Annotated in this window: 14 protein-coding genes; 6 read left to right on the top strand and 8 right to left on the bottom strand. The window is 60.2% G+C overall.

Annotated features, from left to right (window positions below; translation table 11 throughout):
* Nucleotides 1–21: 21 nt before the first annotated feature.
* The 6 genes from rodA to purH all read right to left on the bottom strand — a co-directional run bounded on the left by rodA (nt 22) and on the right by purH (nt 7,601).
* Nucleotides 22–1,458, bottom strand: coding sequence for a rod shape-determining protein RodA (rodA, locus tag NQ491_RS05125; RefSeq protein ID WP_019246528.1), 1,437 nt, complete (start codon nt 1,456–1,458; stop codon nt 22–24).
* On the bottom strand, nt 1,433–3,259 hold the full coding sequence (gene mrdA / locus NQ491_RS05120; RefSeq protein ID WP_026089747.1) for a penicillin-binding protein 2: 1,827 nt from the start codon (nt 3,257–3,259) through the stop codon (nt 1,433–1,435). Before mrdA ends, rodA begins: the two co-directional genes overlap by 26 nt.
* Nucleotides 3,260–3,262: 3 nt before the next feature.
* Nucleotides 3,263–3,778, bottom strand: coding sequence for a hypothetical protein (locus NQ491_RS05115; RefSeq protein ID WP_019246526.1), 516 nt, complete (start codon nt 3,776–3,778; stop codon nt 3,263–3,265).
* Between the two features lie 325 nt (nt 3,779–4,103).
* The gene (gene mreC, locus NQ491_RS05110) at nt 4,104–4,961 is read right to left on the bottom strand and encodes a rod shape-determining protein MreC (RefSeq protein WP_019246525.1); all 858 of its coding nucleotides are present in this window, start codon (nt 4,959–4,961) and stop codon (nt 4,104–4,106) included.
* A 22-nt stretch (nt 4,962–4,983) separates the two neighbouring features.
* On the bottom strand, nt 4,984–6,003 hold the full coding sequence (locus NQ491_RS05105) for a rod shape-determining protein (RefSeq protein ID WP_019246524.1): 1,020 nt from the start codon (nt 6,001–6,003) through the stop codon (nt 4,984–4,986).
* Between the two features lie 77 nt (nt 6,004–6,080).
* Nucleotides 6,081–7,601, bottom strand: coding sequence for a bifunctional phosphoribosylaminoimidazolecarboxamide formyltransferase/IMP cyclohydrolase (gene purH, locus NQ491_RS05100; protein ID WP_019246523.1), 1,521 nt, complete (start codon nt 7,599–7,601; stop codon nt 6,081–6,083).
* 273 nt (nt 7,602–7,874) lie between these two features.
* Here purH and NQ491_RS05095 point away from each other — a divergent pair, with 273 nt between their 5' ends.
* The 3 genes from NQ491_RS05095 (at nt 7,875) to NQ491_RS05085 (ending at nt 11,866) form a co-directional block, all read left to right on the top strand.
* Nucleotides 7,875–8,882 (top strand): NAD(P)H-dependent glycerol-3-phosphate dehydrogenase, encoded by a 1,008-nt coding sequence (locus NQ491_RS05095; RefSeq protein ID WP_019246522.1) that lies wholly within the window; start codon nt 7,875–7,877, stop codon nt 8,880–8,882.
* Between the two features lie 19 nt (nt 8,883–8,901).
* Nucleotides 8,902–10,245 carry a glucose-6-phosphate isomerase gene (locus tag NQ491_RS05090; protein WP_019246521.1) on the top strand — a complete coding sequence of 448 codons (1,344 nt, stop codon included), beginning with the start codon at nt 8,902–8,904 and terminating at the stop codon, nt 10,243–10,245.
* Nucleotides 10,246–10,864: 619 nt separating this feature from the next.
* Nucleotides 10,865–11,866 (top strand): class II fructose-bisphosphate aldolase, encoded by a 1,002-nt coding sequence (locus NQ491_RS05085; protein ID WP_019246519.1) that lies wholly within the window; start codon nt 10,865–10,867, stop codon nt 11,864–11,866.
* Between the two features lie 828 nt (nt 11,867–12,694).
* Here the strand turns inward: NQ491_RS05085 and greA are convergent.
* Both greA and NQ491_RS05075 read right to left on the bottom strand, forming a co-directional pair.
* The gene (greA, locus tag NQ491_RS05080; protein WP_019246517.1) at nt 12,695–13,171 is read right to left on the bottom strand and encodes a transcription elongation factor GreA; all 477 of its coding nucleotides are present in this window, start codon (nt 13,169–13,171) and stop codon (nt 12,695–12,697) included.
* Between the two features lie 44 nt (nt 13,172–13,215).
* Entirely contained in the window at nt 13,216–13,404 is a 189-nt protein-coding gene (locus tag NQ491_RS05075; protein WP_019246516.1) for a hypothetical protein, read from the bottom strand.
* A 339-nt stretch (nt 13,405–13,743) separates the two neighbouring features.
* On the opposite strand from NQ491_RS05075, the gene cls reads away from it, so the two are divergent.
* From cls to NQ491_RS05060, 3 genes are all read left to right on the top strand, one after another.
* On the top strand, nt 13,744–15,213 hold the full coding sequence (cls, locus tag NQ491_RS05070; protein ID WP_034283339.1) for a cardiolipin synthase: 1,470 nt from the start codon (nt 13,744–13,746) through the stop codon (nt 15,211–15,213).
* A gap of 119 nt (nt 15,214–15,332) precedes the next feature.
* Entirely contained in the window at nt 15,333–15,953 is a 621-nt protein-coding gene (locus tag NQ491_RS05065) for a porin family protein (RefSeq protein WP_074431137.1), read from the top strand.
* Nucleotides 15,954–15,994: 41 nt separating this feature from the next.
* Nucleotides 15,995–16,957, top strand: coding sequence for a PhoH family protein (locus tag NQ491_RS05060; RefSeq protein ID WP_026089745.1), 963 nt, complete (start codon nt 15,995–15,997; stop codon nt 16,955–16,957).
* Nucleotides 16,958–16,962: the final 5 nt, after the last annotated feature.

The following is a 16,962-nucleotide window of genomic DNA, read 5'->3' as shown; positions in this document are numbered from 1 at the left end:
GGGTGTTGCGGTGTTCGTGAATCATATCGACAGCTCCCGCTTCGCCGCGTCGAGGCGGACGGCTACGAACAGCAGGACCGTGAACGCGATCAGCGACGAGCCGCCGTAGCTGAAGAAAGGCAGAGGTATGCCGATCACCGGCATGATCCCGATCGTCATGCCGATGTTGACCGCGACGTGGAACAGGAAGATCGACGCTACGCAATAGCAGTAGATCCTTCCGAACGGTTCCATCTGGCGCTCGCCCATGCGGATCAGACGCAGGATCAGGATCGCGAACAGCACGACGACGGTCAGGCTGCCCAGAAAGCCCCATTCCTCGCCGACGGTGCAGAAGATGAAGTCGGTGCTCTGCTCGGGCACGAAATTGAACTTAGTCTGCGTCCCCTCCAGAAAGCCCTTGCCGCTGAAGCCGCCCGAGCCTATAGCTATTTTCGACTGATTCACGTTGTATCCCCAGTGCTTGAGGTCCGACTCGAGACCCAGCAAGTCGAGAATGCGCTTCTGCTGGTGAATCTGCATCACGTTATGGAACACGTAGTCGATCGTGCGGGTAAAGACGAGCGAACCGAAAAACAGCAGTACGAAAGTCAGCGTATTGCGTATCTTGTATCGGTAGGCGTAGACGGCGACGGCCGCGGAGGACAGCACGACGGCCGACAGGATGGCCGCGTACCAGCCGATCGGAACTCCCGCCAGCGAAGCTCCGGCATAAATCAGGATCGCTCCGAGGGCGAGTCCCGCCAGATAGATCGCCTTGCTGCGCCACAGTCCGTTGGTTGCCGCTTCGCCCGCGACACAGACCAGAATCAGCACGATCAGCAGCATCGTGGGCTCGAGCAGGAACGACAGCACGAACAGGGAGATGACCAGGAACAGCGCGACGTAGACCCAACCGTTGAATCCCTCCCGGAAAAGCATGAATAGGAACGAGCCGTACACGAGGGCCGATCCGGTGTCGTTTTGCAGCATGACGATCGCGACCGGCAGTCCGAGGATAGCCCCTACGCGGAGCAGATCCCCGAACCGGTGTATGTCGAACGTGTAGGAACTCATGTATCGCGCCAGCGCCAGCGCCGTCGTGAACTTGACGAACTCGGTCGGCTGGAGCGCCACCGGGCCGATCTCGATCCACGACTTGGCCCCGTGGACCTCTTTGCCGAAAAACAGTACGCCGATCAGCAGCAGCAATGACAGCCAGTAGAGCGGGTAAGCCAGCACATGGTAATACTTGTCGTCGATCAGCAGGATCGACAGGGCGATGAAGGCCGAGATGCCGATCCATACCATCTGCATGCCGTAGCGCTGGCCGATGTCGAATATGCTCGCGTGCGCATCGTCGTAGACGGCGGCGTATATGTTGAGCCAGCCCATCAGCACGAGCGCCGCGTATACCGCGACGGTCACCCAATCGACGCGCCCGAGCGCGAGGCTATTTTCCCTTTCGCTGCTTCTCATAGTAAGGATAGGCGATCTGCATGTTCTTGACGTAATCGACCAGCGCCGGCCGCGTGATCGTGTCGGTCAGATAGAGTTCCGTGAGCAGGCTGGCGATCGGCGCGGCGATCGTCGCGCCGAAGCGGCCGTTCTCGACATAGACCGAGACGGCGATTTTCGGGTCGTTGCGGGGCGCGAAGCAGAAAAAGGTGCTGTGATCCGCTCCGTGCGGGTTCTGCGCCGTTCCGGTCTTGCCGCAGATGTCGAGGCCCGGCACCATCGCGATGCGCCCCGTGCCGCCTTCGTTGACGGCCTTGTACATGCCCTCGACGATCGGGTCGAAGTGGCGCGCGTCGACTTTCGTGTAATGGTCCTCGTAGAAACGCGCGTCGATCGAATCCCGGTCGTGGATGCGCTTGACGACGTGCGGAATACGGTAATGGCCCCGGTTGGCCACGGTGGCCACCATGTTGGCCATCTGAAGCGGCGTGCAGCCCAGTTCGCCCTGTCCGATCGACAGCGAGATGACGGTCAGTCCGTTCCACCTTCCCCGGTAGGCTTTGTCATAAAAAGCCGCTTCGGGCACGTTGCCGTTCAGCTCGCCCGTGAAGTCCGAGCCGAGCTTGCGGCCGTATCCGAAGCTGCGGACGTAGTCCGCCCACAGGTCGAACCCTTCGTCTATGTCGCCGTATTTCTTGTTTTCGATGACGTTGCGGAACACGTAGCAGAAATAAGCGTTGCACGAGTTTTGGATCGCTCCCTCCAGGTCGAGCGGAGAGTAGTGCTCATGGCATGCCATGCCTCGGCCGTACGGGTATCCGCCGTGACACGGATAAGTCTGCTCGGGGACGAGCACGCCTTCCTGCAATCCGATCAGGCCCTGCACGACCTTGAACGTCGAACCGGGCGGATAGGACGACATGACGGCCCGGTTGAACAGCGGCCGGCGCGGGTCGTCGAGCAGCTTCATGTAGTTGTTTCCCCGCTCGCGTCCGACCAGTTCGTCGGGATCGTAAGTGGGGCTGCTGGCCATAACCAGTATTTCTCCCGTAGCGGGCTCGATCGCGACGACGCTGCCTACCTTGCCCTGCATCAGCTCCTCGGCGAACGCCTGCAATCGGCCGTCGATCGTGCAGGTGATCGCGACGCCCGGCGAGGGCAGCGTGTCGTAAATGCCGTTCGCATAGGAGCCTTTGGGGATACCGTGTACGTCGACCATTTCGATCTTGACGCCCTTTTCTCCGCGAAGCACTTCTTCGTAAGCCTGCTCGATACCGCTCATGCCGATGTAGTCGCCGCTGCGGTAGTACGGGTTGCGCTCGAGGATGCGGTCGTTGACCTCGCCCACGTAGCCCAACAGGTTGCCTGCCATTTTGGTCGGGTAGGAGCGCACTGTGCGGTAGACGGTGAAGAAACCCGGAAAGCCGTGCTCCTCGAAGCGCAGCTTGACCTCCTTGGGTAGCTGTTTGAAAATGACCGAGGCTCTCCGGCGCGAGAAGTTGCTCGCTTTACGGAGCTCCTTGCGGATCTGTTCGACGCTGACGCCCAGTATGCGGCTCATCGCCGCTGTGTCGAACGGTCTGATCTCGCGCGGGATGGCCATCAGATCGTAGGCTTCCTTGCTCTGCACCAGAAAGCGGCCGTTGCGGTCGTACACTTCGCCTCGCGGCGGATATTGCACCGTGTAGCGCAGCACGTTGTTCGCCGCGTTCGATTTGTAACTGTCGTCGATGACCTGAATGTAGAAAAGCCTCAGCAGAAGCACGATCGCTACTGCGACAACGCTGATTTGTAGTGTCTTGACTCGCTTGAGACTGTCCACGGCTCAGATCTTTTGACGGTTGACCGAAAAAAGCTTCTGGCAGAAATAGACCAGCGGAAGCGTGACGGCCGAACTCAGCGCGATGCGAAGCGCCGTCCGGTAGAAGAAGCTCCACGAGAGGGCCTCCAACAGGAAAAAGGCCGTGCTGTGGATGAGGATCATCGCCGATGCGTAGCGGACGAACTTCTTGGCGCCGATCCGGTTGACGTTCGGCACGCCCCCGTCCTTGACTTCGTCTTTACCTACGAGCACGTTCAGCAGTGCCGGGCGGCAGAAAGCGGCCAACAGCGCCGCGACCGTATGGATGCCCGCCGTGGCCATGAAAAAGTCCAACGTGACGCCCAGCAGCAGCCCCAGTCCGAGCAGCGCCAACGGAGCGATCTCCATCGGCAGCAGGACGATGAACGCGATGCAGACCAGCGGATGGACGTACACGCTGATACCGATCCGGCTGAACAGGAAGATCTGCAGGATCACCATTACGATGAAAAGAATCGCGTATTGCAGCGTGCGGTGCATGGCTTCGTTGCGTTTTTATAAAAGTTGCGCTTGCGCGCCGGTTCGTCCGGCTTCCGTGTTTTTCCCGACGCTCGATGACGCGAGACTCGGGACCGCTTGAGGCCGGTGTATGTTTGCCCGCTTGCCGGTTTCGGCTTTGCGTCTGTTTCCCGCCGTCGTTTTCTCGTCCGGAAGACACCCTTGCATTCCGGCCCGTTGCGGTCGGGCGAGGTTCCGCCGCGACGCTTCCCGGTATCTTTTCCCCGCCCCGGGCTTGTTGCTTCCGGGAAAGCCGCTTGCCAGAGTGAGCGAACGGAGAGGGGAACGGAACGGCTTTCGTTCGTTCCTATTCGGCCTCCGGCGCGACGACGCTCTGCTCCAAAGCTCCGCGCTCGTCGGCGTCGATATAACGCACGGCCAATACGTTGTTCAGCGCCGCGATGTCGGTGTGCAGCCTCACTTTCACGTCGTAGTAGGTCGCATTGTTCAGCTCGAAACTCTCGACCGTGCCGATCGTCAGATCGGGCGGGAAAATCGACGAGTGGGCCGTCGTGACGATCGTGTCGCCCGCATGAATCTGCGCATATTTCGGAATTTCCGAAAGCGTCAGATGCCGGTAGCTCGTTCCGTCCCAATAGACCGAGCCGAAATAGTCGCCGCCCTTGATCTTTCCGCTGGTCCTGAAATTGCGGTTCAGCACCGACAGGCAGACCGAGAAACGGTCGGAGCATCCTACGATATATCCTGCGATCCCACCTTCGGCGACGAGCGCCATGTCGGGCCGCATGCCGTCGTCGGCGCCCCGGTCGATCGTGATGTAGTTTTCCTGCCGCGTGATCGAGTTGTTGACGACCTTCGCCGGATAGTATTCGTATTTCCGTCTCCCGGCCGTATCCGTCAGCGCGGCGGAGTCGGCGGGGCTCAGCACGGAATCGCGCGCCGTGGACGGAAGCAGTCCGTCGAGCCGGTTGCGCAGTGCGGCCAGTTCGGCGTTCAGCGCGGCGTTTTCCCTTTTGAGGCGGAAATAGCTGCCGATGCCCGACAGTTGAGAGTAAATGCCGCCCACCACGTAGTTGGAGGCGGTGATCAGCTTGGCTTTCGTGTAGCTCGTGCTGTTGGCGTAGTAGTGCAGCGCGAACGCCTCGAGCACGACGAACGCGAGAACGAAGTGAATCTTTTTTATGAACAGGAAGAACTTGATCATTCCATGTTTCTCGGACGGCCGTCTATCTCATCAGGAACGAGAAGCGGCCGATATTTTTCAGCGCGATGCCCGTTCCGCGCGCGACGGCCCGCAGCGGGTCTTCGGCGATGTGGAACGGAATGTTGGTCTTTTCCGACAGACGGCGGTCGAGCCCCTTGAGCAGCGCGCCGCCTCCGGCCAGATAGATGCCGTTGCGGGCGATGTCGGCGTACAGCTCGGGCGGGACCATCTCGAGCACCTTCATGATCGCCGCGTCGATCTTGACGAGCGACTTCTCGAGCGCGTAGGCGATCTCGTTGTACGAGACGGTCAGCACCGACGGCAGCGAGGTGAGGATGTTCGGGCCCGTCACGACGAAGTCCTCGGGCTCCTCGACCAGTTCGGGCAGCGCGGCGCCGACGGCGATCTTGATATCCTCGGCTGTACGCTCGCCGATGCGCATGTTGTGCTGCTGGCGGATGTAGGTCTGGATATCCTCGGTGAACACGTCGCCCGCGACGTTGATGCTCTCGCTGCAGACGATCCCTCCGAGCGAGATACAGGCGATTTCGGTCGTACCGCCTCCGATGTCGACGACCATGTTGCCTTCCGGAGCCTCGACGTCGAGCCCCGCTCCGAGCGCGGCGGCCATCGGCTCGTAGATCATGTATACTTCTCGGCCTCCGGCGTGCTCGGCCGAGTCGCGCACGGCGCGGATTTCGACGTTCGTCGAGCCGGAGGGGATGCAGATGACCATCTTCAGCGACGGGCTGAACAGCCGCCCGTTGGTCTTGACCATCTTGATCAGTCCGCGCAGCATGATTTCGGCCGCGTTGAAGTCGGCGATCACGCCGTCCTTCAGCGGGCGGATCGTCTTGATGTTCTGATGCGTCTTGCCGTGCATCTGGCGGGCTTTCTTGCCGATGGCCATCGGCTTGCCGGTATGCTGGTCGAGCGCGACGATCGACGGCTCGTCGACGACGATCTTGCCGTTGTTGATTATGATCGTGTTGGCTGTGCCGAGGTCGATGGCCAACTCCTGTGTCAGAGAGAATAAACCCATGTCGCTTAGTGTTTGTTCGTATTTATTGGGAAAACGCGGCGGAGCCGCCCTGCGGACGGCCGGAGCGGCTCGCCCCGTCAGTGCTTGAAATGGCGGAGCCCGGTGAACAGCATCGCCATGCCATGGGCGTTGCAGTAGTCGATGCTCTCGTGGTCGCGGACCGAACCGCCCGGCTGGATCACCGCGTCGACGCCCTCCTTATGGGCGATCTCGACGCAGTCGCCGAACGGGAAGTAGGCGTCCGAGGCCATGACGGCTCCCTTCAGGTCGAACCCGAAGCCCTTGGCCTTGGCGATCGCCTGCTTGAGCGCGTCCACGCGCGAGGTTTGTCCGATGCCGCTCGAAAGCAACATGCCGTTCTTGGCCAGTACGATCGCGTTGCTTTTCGAGTGCTTGACGATCTTGTTCGCGAAAATCAGGTCCGCCGTCTGCTCGGCCGAAGCGTGCTTCTCGGTCGCGTAGTGCGGCTCTCCGTCTACGCCGCCCACCTTCGCGTCGCGGTCCTGTACGGCGACGCCGTTCAGCAGCGAGCGGAACAGTTGCGGGGCGCGCTCCGTCTGCTTGAGGCGCAGGATGATGCGGTTTTTCTTGCTGCGGAGCGTCTCGAGCGCCGCCTCGCTGTAAGAGGGTGCGAGAATCACCTCGAAGAACAGCTTGTTGATCTCGTCGGCCGTTGCGGCGTCCACCTCGCGGTTGGTGATCAGCACGCCGCCGAAAGCCGAGACCGGATCGCCCGCCAAGGCGTCCTTCCATGCTTCCAGTACGGTCGGCCTGCTGGCGACGCCGCAGGCGTTGTTGTGCTTCATGATGACGAACGTGGGCTCCGTGAACTCGCCGATCAGACCCACGGCCGCGTCGATGTCGAGGAGGTTGTTGTACGAGATTTCCTTGCCGTTGAGCTTCTCGAACAGCCCGTCCAGATCGCCGTAGAACGTGGCGGCCTGATGCGGGTTCTCACCGTAGCGCAGCGTCGTGCCCCGGGTCAGACTCAGCTTGAACGAGTCGATCTTCTCCTGACGGTTGAAATAACTGAAGATGGCCGTGTCGTAGTGCGAGCTGACGTTGAACGCATGAGCCGCGAAACGGCGGCGCTGCTCGAGCGTCGTAGAGCTATGCTGCGCGTCGATGATTTCGAAGAATTCGGCGTACTGGTCGACCGAAGGTACGATCACGACGTCCTTGAAATTTTTCGCTGCGGCGCGGATCAGCGAGATGCCTCCGATGTCGATCTTCTCGATGACGTCCTGCTCGGGCGCGCCCGAAGCGACGGTCTGCTCGAACGGATAGAGGTCGACGATCACCGCGTCGATCTCGGGTATTTCGTACTGCGCCGCCTGTTCGGAGTCTTTCGGGTTGTCGCGGCGGGCGAGGATGCCGCCGAAAACTTTCGGGTGGAGCGTCTTGACGCGTCCGCCGAGGATCGACGGATAGCCCGTCAGGCTTTCGACCGAGGTGGCCTTCAGACCCAGCGACTCGATGAACGAGAGGGTCCCTCCGGTGGAGTATATCGCAACGCCGTCCTCGGCGAGCTTTCTGACGATCCGTTCCAATCCGTCCTTGTAGTAAACCGAAATGAGAGCGCTTTTTATCTTTTTCACGATCGTTTGAGTTTTGTTGTTCGTTAGTCGGACAAAGATAGGAAAAAAGAGCCGGACTCCCGACAGCGAGGCGGGAGTTTTTTTAGCCCGCGGCCGGGAAGCGTCCGTTCCGTTGCGTAATATAACGCGAAAAGCGCGCCGCGCGTTGCGTTTCCGTCCGGGAAATCGGCTTTCCGGGCGGAGGCGCGTTCTTTCCTCCGGTCTGCTTTCTGTCGGCAGACGACGGAATTAGCGAATAAGTTCGTACATTTGCCGGACGCGAAACTTTTTGGCATGGCTTTCAGAATCGACAGGCAGTCCCGCTGCGCCGTGATCGGATACGGCAGCTGGGCGACCGCTCTGGTCAAAATATTGCTCGAGAACGAGACATCCGTAGGCTGGTACATCCGCAACCGCGAGGTGCTGGAGTCCGTTCGCCGCAACGAGACCAATCCGCGCTATCTGCGCGACGTGCATTTCGACACCGGTCGTCTGAGGACCTCCGACGATCTGAACGAGACGGTCCGCTCTGCCGAGGTGATCGTGCTGGCCGTTCCGTCGGTCTACCTGAAGACGACGCTCGAGCCGCTCGCCGAGCCGCTTTCGGACAAGTTCGTGATTTCGGCCATCAAAGGGATCGTGCCCGGCGAGCTGGTGACCGTCGCCGAGTACGTCAACCGCCGCTACGGCGTGCCGTTCTGCCAGCTCGGCATCGTGTCGGGGCCGTGTCACGCCGAGGAGGTAGCCCTCGAACGGCTTTCCTATCTGACGGCCGTATGCAAGGAGCCCGAAAACGCGCGAGCGCTCGGCGAGAAGATCGGAACGCCCTATATCAGCGTCAGCTATTCGACCGACATCTACGGCATAGAATATGCGTCCGTGCTCAAGAACATCTACGCGATGGCCGTCGGCATCGCGCTCGGGCTGGGCTACGGCGACAACTTCGTCGCCGTGCTGATCAGCAACGCGGCGATGGAGATGTCGCGCTTTATGGCCGAGACCTATCCTGCGCAGCGCGATACGTTCGCATCGGCCTATCTCGGGGACCTGCTCGTCACTTCCTATTCGCAGTTCAGCCGCAACCGCCGGTTCGGGCTGATGATCGGCAAGGGCTACTCGGTCGAGGCGGCCCGCGTGGAGATGAGTATGGTGGCCGAAGGGTATTACGCGGCCGAATGCGTGATGAGGATCAACGAGCGCTACGGCGTCGAGATGCCGATCGCGCGGGCCGTCTATGGCATCCTCTACGAGGGAGAGTCTCCGGCGGCCAGCCTGAAGCTTCTGACCGGGAAACTGATATGAATCCAAATAACTTACTGTCATGGGTATTATCAATGTGAATATCGACAAGATCTACGGCCGCGCTTCGCAGGCCGAGGTCGATGCGCTGAAAGGCGAGATCGAGGCGGCCAACCGGATGCTGTACGACGGCAGCGGCAAGGGCGGCGATTTTCTGGGCTGGGTTTCCCTGCCGGGCCGGATCGGCTCCGAGGAGCTCGAAGCCGTCGAGGCGTGCGCCCGCTCGCTCGCATCGCTCGCCGATGTGATCGTCGTGATCGGGATCGGGGGATCGTACCTCGGGACGAAAGCCGTGTACGAAGCGATGAACGACTCCTTCCAGTTGTTGCGCAAGAAGCAGGACAGGCCGCTGCTGCTGTTCGCGGGGCAGAACCTGAGCGAGGACTATCTCTCGGAGCTCTTGGCCGCCGTGAAGCCCTATCGGATCGCTGCGATCGTCATTTCCAAGTCGGGCACGACGACCGAGCCGGCCGTCGCGTTCCGCCTGATCAAAGAGGAGATCGAGTCGCGCTACGGCAAGGCCGAGGCGTCCAAGCGGATCGTCGCCGTGACCGACGCCAAGCGCGGAGCCCTGCGGACACTTGCGACGCAAGAAGGCTATGCCACGTTCGTGATTCCCGATAATGTCGGCGGACGCTATTCGGTGCTGACGCCCGTCGGCCTGCTGCCGCTGGCCGCCGCCGGCGTCCGGATCGGCGAGTTGGTCCGCGGCGCGCAGGATATGGAGAAGGCCACCGGAACGGACGTGCCCTTCGAGCGGAATCCGTCGGCTCTTTACGCTGCCGCGCGGACGGCGCTCTATCGCAAGGGCTGCAAGATCGAGATTCTGGGCAGCTACGATCCGAAGCTGCTTTATGTGGCCGAGTGGTGGAAGCAGCTCTACGGCGAGAGCGAAGGCAAGGAGGGCAAAGGAATTTTCCCGGCCAGCGTGACGCTGACGGCCGACCTGCACTCGATGGGGCAGTACATTCAGCAGGGCGAGCGGACGCTGATGGAAACGATCGTCAGCATCGGTCATCCGAAGCATACGCTGAAGATCGCGTCCGATGCGGACAATCTGGACGGCCTGAACTATCTGGCGGGCAAGCGCATCGGCGAGGTGAACCGCATGGCCGAGATGGGAACGATGCTGGCCCATGTCGACGGGGGCGTGCCCAATATCCGGATCGAGCTGCCCGAGCTCGACGAGTATTATCTGGGAGCGTTGCTCTATTTCTTCGAGAAGGCCTGCGGCATGAGCGGTTATGCGCTCGGGGTCAATCCGTTCGATCAGCCCGGCGTGGAAGCCTACAAGAAGAATATGTTCGCGTTGCTCGGCAAGCCTGGCTACGAGGAGCAGGGCGAAGAGCTGCGCAAGCGGTTGTAGTTTGGGGGACGCCGACTGTCTTGTCCGGCGCATGACACGCATGGGAGGATGTCGGATCGGTTCCGGCATCCTCTCTTATATTCTGACGGCGAGGCCGGACGAGGGAGCCGGACGGCGGAGTTTTCGGTCGTTTGGCGTTTGGAACGCTCGCATGGTCGGGGGGGCGGGTAATCGTCGTCCGCCGTAGAAAGACGGGGGATTTCCGGCTATCGCTTTTGTGGCCGGGAGATCGATCGAAGGGCGGACGGTTCGGTCCGTTCCGCTATCGGAGCGGAACCGGGAAAGACCGTTCCGGATTTTGCTCGGGCCGGGCGATTGTCCGCCCCGGATACCGGCAGACGGAGCCTTGCACGGATGACGGATCGGACATGACCGAGCCCCGTTCGCTCCGAGCTCGGCGCGGCTTGCCGTCGTTTCGCGGCGAAATGAATTTTAAATAATTTTATGAAACCCTTCGCAATGCGACGAAATTTCGCTAAATTTGGGCCGCGAGGGAAATCCGGCCGCCTGTCGGCGGAAAAGCCCGGGACGGCTTCGGAAGGGCTTCGGCGACGGGTGTCGGGCGAAAGTTGCCGCGAGAGGACGAGTTACGCATTTACTAACATAAAACGAATCAGTTATGGTTAACTACAAGGATTTGGGTCTGGTGAACACCCGCGAGATGTTCAAGAAGGCCATCGCAGGGCAGTATGCGATCGCTGCGTTCAACTTCAACAACATGGAGCAGATGCAGGCCATCATTCAGGCTGCGGTCGAGACCAAGTCGCCCGTCATCCTGCAGGTGTCGAGCGGCGCGCGCAAGTACGCCAATCAGACGCTGCTGCGCTATATGGCTCAGGGGGCCGTCGAGTACGCCAAGGAGCTGGGCTGCGCCCATCCGCAGATCGTGCTGCACCTCGATCACGGCGACTCGTTCGAGCTTTGCAAATCGTGCATCGACATGGGCTTCTCGTCGGTGATGATCGACGGCTCGCACTTCCCCTACGAGGAAAATATCGCGTTGACGAAGAAAGTGGTCGACTACGCTCATCAGTTCGACGTGACGGTCGAAGGCGAGCTCGGCGTGCTGGCCGGCATCGAGGATGACGTGAAGGCCGAACATCATACCTATACGCAGCCCGAGGAGGTCATCGACTTCGTATCGCGCACCGGCGTCGACTCGCTGGCCATCTCGATCGGCACCTCGCACGGTGCCAACAAGTTCACGCCCGAGCAGTGCACCCGCGACGCGAACGGCGTTTTGGTTCCGCCCCCCTTGCGTTTCGATATCCTGAAGGAGATCGAGAAGAAGATCCCCGGATTCCCGATCGTGCTGCACGGCTCGTCGTCGGTGCCTCAGGATCTGGTAGCCATCATCAACAAGTATGGCGGCGCGCTGAAGGATGCCATCGGCATTCCCGAGGACCAGCTCCGCGAGGCTGCCAAGTCGGCCGTCTGCAAAATCAATATCGACTCCGACGGCCGCCTGGCCATGACGGCTGCCGTTCGCGAGGTGATGGCTACGAAGCCTGCCGAATTCGACCCGCGCAAGTACCTCGGTCCGGCTCGCGACTGGCTGCGCGAGCTTTATAAAAAGAAGCTGATCAACGTGTTGGGGTCGGCCGGTAAGATGGAATGCTAATCTGTAATTTCCGATAGGAAGGGGAGAGGGTCGCCGTCGGGCGGCTCTTTCTTTTTATACGGTTGATCCGCTTGAGACGATTGCGCAGCGGGATGGTCCGGGACGCGTTCTGCCTGTGATGCCCCGGATCGGCTTACGTCGTCGGTTCGTTTTCTGCGGGGATCGTTCCGGCCGGTCGCTCGGTCCGATGAGGATCGTGCCGGGGCCGACCGTTGATTCCGGTCTGCCGTACCGGATGGCTCGGGCCGGGAGCGTGCGTTTCGCGGAAAAGCGAGACTCGCTTCGTTGCTGTCCGTCCATTGAAATTCATTCGCTATTGGAAGGTACTCGTCGTTCCGGTCTTACGGTTCGGAATGCCGGATTTCGCTTCCTGCCTGCGGACGGACTGCTTTGTATGTGCAGGACCGGATCTTGCGAGTGCGTAGAGATACGTTCCTGCTCCTTCGCTTTGCTCGGAAAAACGGGGACGGACGCCGTCCTTAGCTGCTTTCGCTCTGTTTCTCGTCGACTGTCTTTGCGGCGATTGTCGGGAGCGGCCGTTTCCGGGCGTTCGGCAGACCTCTTGTCCGGAATCCGTTCGGGGATGAGCCGTGCGTGCAGGGATGCTCGCTCTTTCGGTCCGTCGTTCCGTTCGGCTCTCGTCGGAATCAGCCGCTTGGGACACGACCGCAGGAAAGTTCCGCTTTTCGTTCGTCAGGGGAAGCGCGGGGAAATTATCTTTCGTCCGTTTCGGAAATTCCCGAACAGGCGCGACCGGCCGAAACTCGGCCGGTCGCATGCTGATCGGGCTCATCGGAGCGGCTTTCTCCGGTATGCCGCCGGTTTTCGTCAGATCGAGATATCCAGGATTTCGAGGCGAAGCATGCCCGAGGGAACCTTTACGTCCACCTCTTCGCCCTTTTTCTTTCCGAGCAGCGCCTGCGCGATCGGGGTGCCGATCGCCAGCTTGCCTTCCTTGAGGTTGGCCTCGTTTTCCGAGACCAGCGTATATTCTACGATCTTGCCGGTCGTCATATTTTTCATTTTTACTCGGTTCAGGATCTGTACGGTGTTCGTGTCGATGCGCGACTCGTCGATCACGCGGGCATTGGCCACCGTGTCTTCCAGCTTGGCGATGCGCATTTCCAGCATGCCCTGAGCCTCTTTGGCCGCGTCGTACTCGGCGTTCTCCGACAAATCTCCCTTGTCGCGCGCCTCGGCGATGGCTGCCGAGATGGCGGGACGCTCTACCGAACGGAGGTGATCCAGTTCGTCCTTGAGTTTTTGCAGACCCGCCTCGGTCAGATAAACAATGTTCGATGCCATAATGTGATAAGATTAAATGTTTCGTGAAAAATTCCTTCGGCCGCTCAGTCCCTCAGGTCGATCATCTGGCGGATTACCTGAAAGAACGTTACCGAGCAGGCCAGAAAGATCAGCGCCGTCAGATAGTTCTTGGGCTGCCTGTCGATCATGCAGACTACCAGCGTGCCTCCGAGACATAATACCGAGAGCAGCAGGAACGTCACGCATATGTAAAATCGAGTCTTCGGTTTCATGTCAGGGGTTTATCGTATAAAAAAAGAAAAAATCCCGACCCCTTGCGAGGGTCAGAACTCTTTCGATAAGGCAAATGTAAGCAAACATTTCCGAATTTCCAACTTTCCTGTCGATTTCGGACGGGAATATTCCGGCATCCGATTTGATGAGCCGTCGGAGAGCCGGACGGATTGTTCCGGACAATCAGCGGATTGTTTTCCCGTCGCGCTCCGGATTCCGGAGTGGGCCGCTCTGCGAATGCCGGAGAAATGCGAACCTTCTGACTTTTAGTACGGAATATGGCCAAATTTTTCGTCGGGTTTATTATCTTTGCGTATTCCCCCATACGGAATCCGGATATGCAGGAGGTGATGCTGACCATAGGCTGGGCCGACCTGAAGTCATTTCTGAGCGTCGGCTATATTCTGTTCGTGATCGTTACGATCGCCGTGATCATCCACGACAAGCGCGAGCCGGTCAAGGCGCTGTCGTGGATCATCGTGATCTCGCTGCTGCCGGTCGTGGGATTCGTCTTCTACATCGTGTTCGGCCGCAATCACCGCAAGCAGAAACTGTTCAACCGCAAGGAGCTGCACGATCTGGAGCAGATCGATGCGCTGAGCCGGCAACAGATATACGAGATCAATCATCCGTCGCTGCTGCACAAGTCCGAGATCAGCGATCACCGCGATACCATTACGCTGCTGCTCAACAGCAACAAGGCGTTGCTGACCGTGCACAACCGCGTCCGGGTGCTGAACGACGGGGCGGAGACGTTCGACGAGATACGCCGGGCGCTGCGGCAGGCCCGCGAGTCGATCCATATGGAATACTATATCATCGAGGACGACGAGCTGGGCCGCGAGATCGCCGACATCCTGATCGCCAAGGCCGCCGAGGGCGTCGAGGTGCGGCTGATCTACGACGACGTAGGGAGCTGGGGGCTCGGGCGCAAGTATCTCGGGCGGTTGCGCCGGGCGGGCGTCGAGGTGCGCTGCTTCATGCCGGTCGTTTTCCCTTGGCTCACGAGCCATGTCAACTACCGCAACCACCGCAAGATTCTGGTCGTCGACGGCAGGATAGGCTTTACGGGAGGAATCAATATCGCGCAGCGTTACGTTACCGGTACGAAGCTCGGGCCGTGGCGCGACACTCATCTGAGGCTCGAGGGCGAAGCCGTCGGGATGCTTCAGATCGTTTTCATTACGGACTGGTTTTTCGTCACCAAGAAGCTGCTCGCCGATTACGACAAGTATCTGCCCAAGACGCATGTGCGGGACGAGACGATGATCCAGATCGTCACGTCGGGGCCCGATTCGGACTGGGCGTCGATCATGCAGGCCTTTTTCTCGGCGATTTCCCACGCTCAGCATCACATCTACATATCCTCGCCCTATTTCCTGCCCAACGAGGCGATCCTGACGGCGGTCAAGGTCGCGTCGCTGAGCGGCATCGACGTGCGGATCATGATTCCGAGCCGGTCCGACTCGAAGATCGTCTACTGGGCCTCGCGCTCATACATCGGCGAACTGATCGAGGCCAACGTGAAGGTCTATCTTTACCGCAAGGGCTTCAACCATTCCAAGCTGATCATGATCGACGGCCGGTTCGCCTCGGTCGGGACGGCCAATATGGACATCCGCAGCTTCGAGGACAATTTCGAGGTGTCGGCCATTTTGTACGACCGTGCGATTACCGAGAGCCTCGAGGCCGATTTCCTGCGCGATCTGGAGCGGAGCCGTCTGGTCACGCGCGAGTATTGGGAGAGCCGTCCCCTGCTGCACAATATGTATGAGGCGATGTCGAGACTCTTCAGCCCGCTGCTCTGAACGAAGGAAAAACCGTTGCTCGGCGGGATTTTTGCCGTTCGCGGAACAGCCGGGCGGTTCAGGTGAATATTTTTTAGTATCTTTGAGAGGTTAAATCAAACGTAACGGGAATTGTGGGTATGACAACAAAACGATGGACAGCGTGGGCGGCGGCAGCCGTCGTGTTCTGCTGCGCGGCCGGCAGCCTGTCCGCCAAGGGGCCGATCGTCTTCGGCGTGCGCGCCGGTCTGCAGACGCAGGGGCTCAATCCGTCGACGGGCGCCGATCTGGGAATCGCGAACGCCGATAAGGATTTCGGATACCAGCTGGGCTTTCTGGCCCGGTTCAACTTGCCGATCCTGTATATTCAGCCGGAGCTGATGTATACCTCCCACCGGTTCACGATGAATCTGGAAGGGGACGCCTCGGCCAAGGTGTCGATGAAGAATCTGGAACTGCCGGTGATGGTGGGTATGAAGATCGCTTTCCTGCGCGTTATGGCCGGGCCGGTATTCAACCTGATGAACGATACGAAGAACAAGCTCAAGAAAACGTCCATGGCCGTTACCGCCGACATTACGCGGCCTTTGGTCTCCTATCAGCTGGGCGCGGGCATCGAGCTCGGGCATATCGGGTTCGACGTGCGCTACGGGGGGCAGTTCAAGCGGGCCGACATGACGGTGGTCAAGGGCGAGAACCCTGCCTCGTCGGGCAAACTGGGCATGAATCAGTGGCAGTTCACGCTCAGTTATCTGTTCTGACGGCCGTTTGGCGAAAGAAGCTTTAACGATCGATGGAACGCATGACGGAAAAGGTGATACGCATCGAGGGAATCGATCCGGCCGAGCTGTACGGCGTGGCCGGATCGAACATCGACCGCATCGGCGGCAAGTTCCCCAAACTGAAAATGGTCGCCCGGGGCTCGTCGATCAAGGTGACCGGCGAGGCGGGCGAGATCGAGCGTTTCGACCGCAAGCTGTCGCAGCTGATCGAGTATTACGGCCGCTACGGCCATGTTTCGCCTCAGGTGATCGATCAGGTGTACGACGGCGGCATGCCGACGGGCGACGGCGATCTGCCGGAACCGCAGGATGTGATCGTGCACGGCAACGCCGGTCTCGTCGTCCGGGCCCGGACGGTCAATCAGCAGCGGCTGCTGAGGCTCTCCGAGCGGAACGACCTGCTTTTCGCCGTCGGGCCGGCCGGCTCGGGCAAGACGTATACGGCCATCGCGCTGGCCGTCCGCGCGCTGCGCAACCGGGAGGTCAAGCGTATTATTCTGACGCGCCCGGCCGTCGAGGCCGGCGAGAAGCTGGGCTTCCTGCCCGGCGACATGAAGGAGAAACTCGATCCTTATTTGCAGCCGTTGTACGACGCGCTGAACGATATGATCCCCGCCGCGAAGCTCGGCCGCTTCATGGAGGACGGGACGGTGCAGATCGCTCCGCTCGCGTTCATGCGCGGCCGCACGCTCGACAACGCCTTCGTGATTCTGGACGAAGCGCAGAACACGACCGTCTCGCAGCTCAAGATGTTCCTTACGCGTATGGGGCGCAACGCGCGCTTCATCGTGACGGGCGACGTGACGCAGATCGACCTGCCGCGTCGTGAAGATTCGGGTCTGGTGCCCGTGATCGACATGCTGCGCGGCATCGACGGCATCGGGATCGTCGGATTCGACAACCGGGACATTATCCGCCATCGGCTGGTCAAGCATATCGTCGAGGCTTTCGAGAAGCGCGGCGGCACCGAGGAAAAACCGTAAACTTA

Source organism: Alistipes ihumii AP11, from assembly GCF_025144665.1.
In the GTDB taxonomy this organism is placed as follows: domain Bacteria; phylum Bacteroidota; class Bacteroidia; order Bacteroidales; family Rikenellaceae; genus Alistipes_A; species Alistipes_A ihumii.
This window is presented reverse-complemented; position numbering and strand designations above follow the sequence as displayed.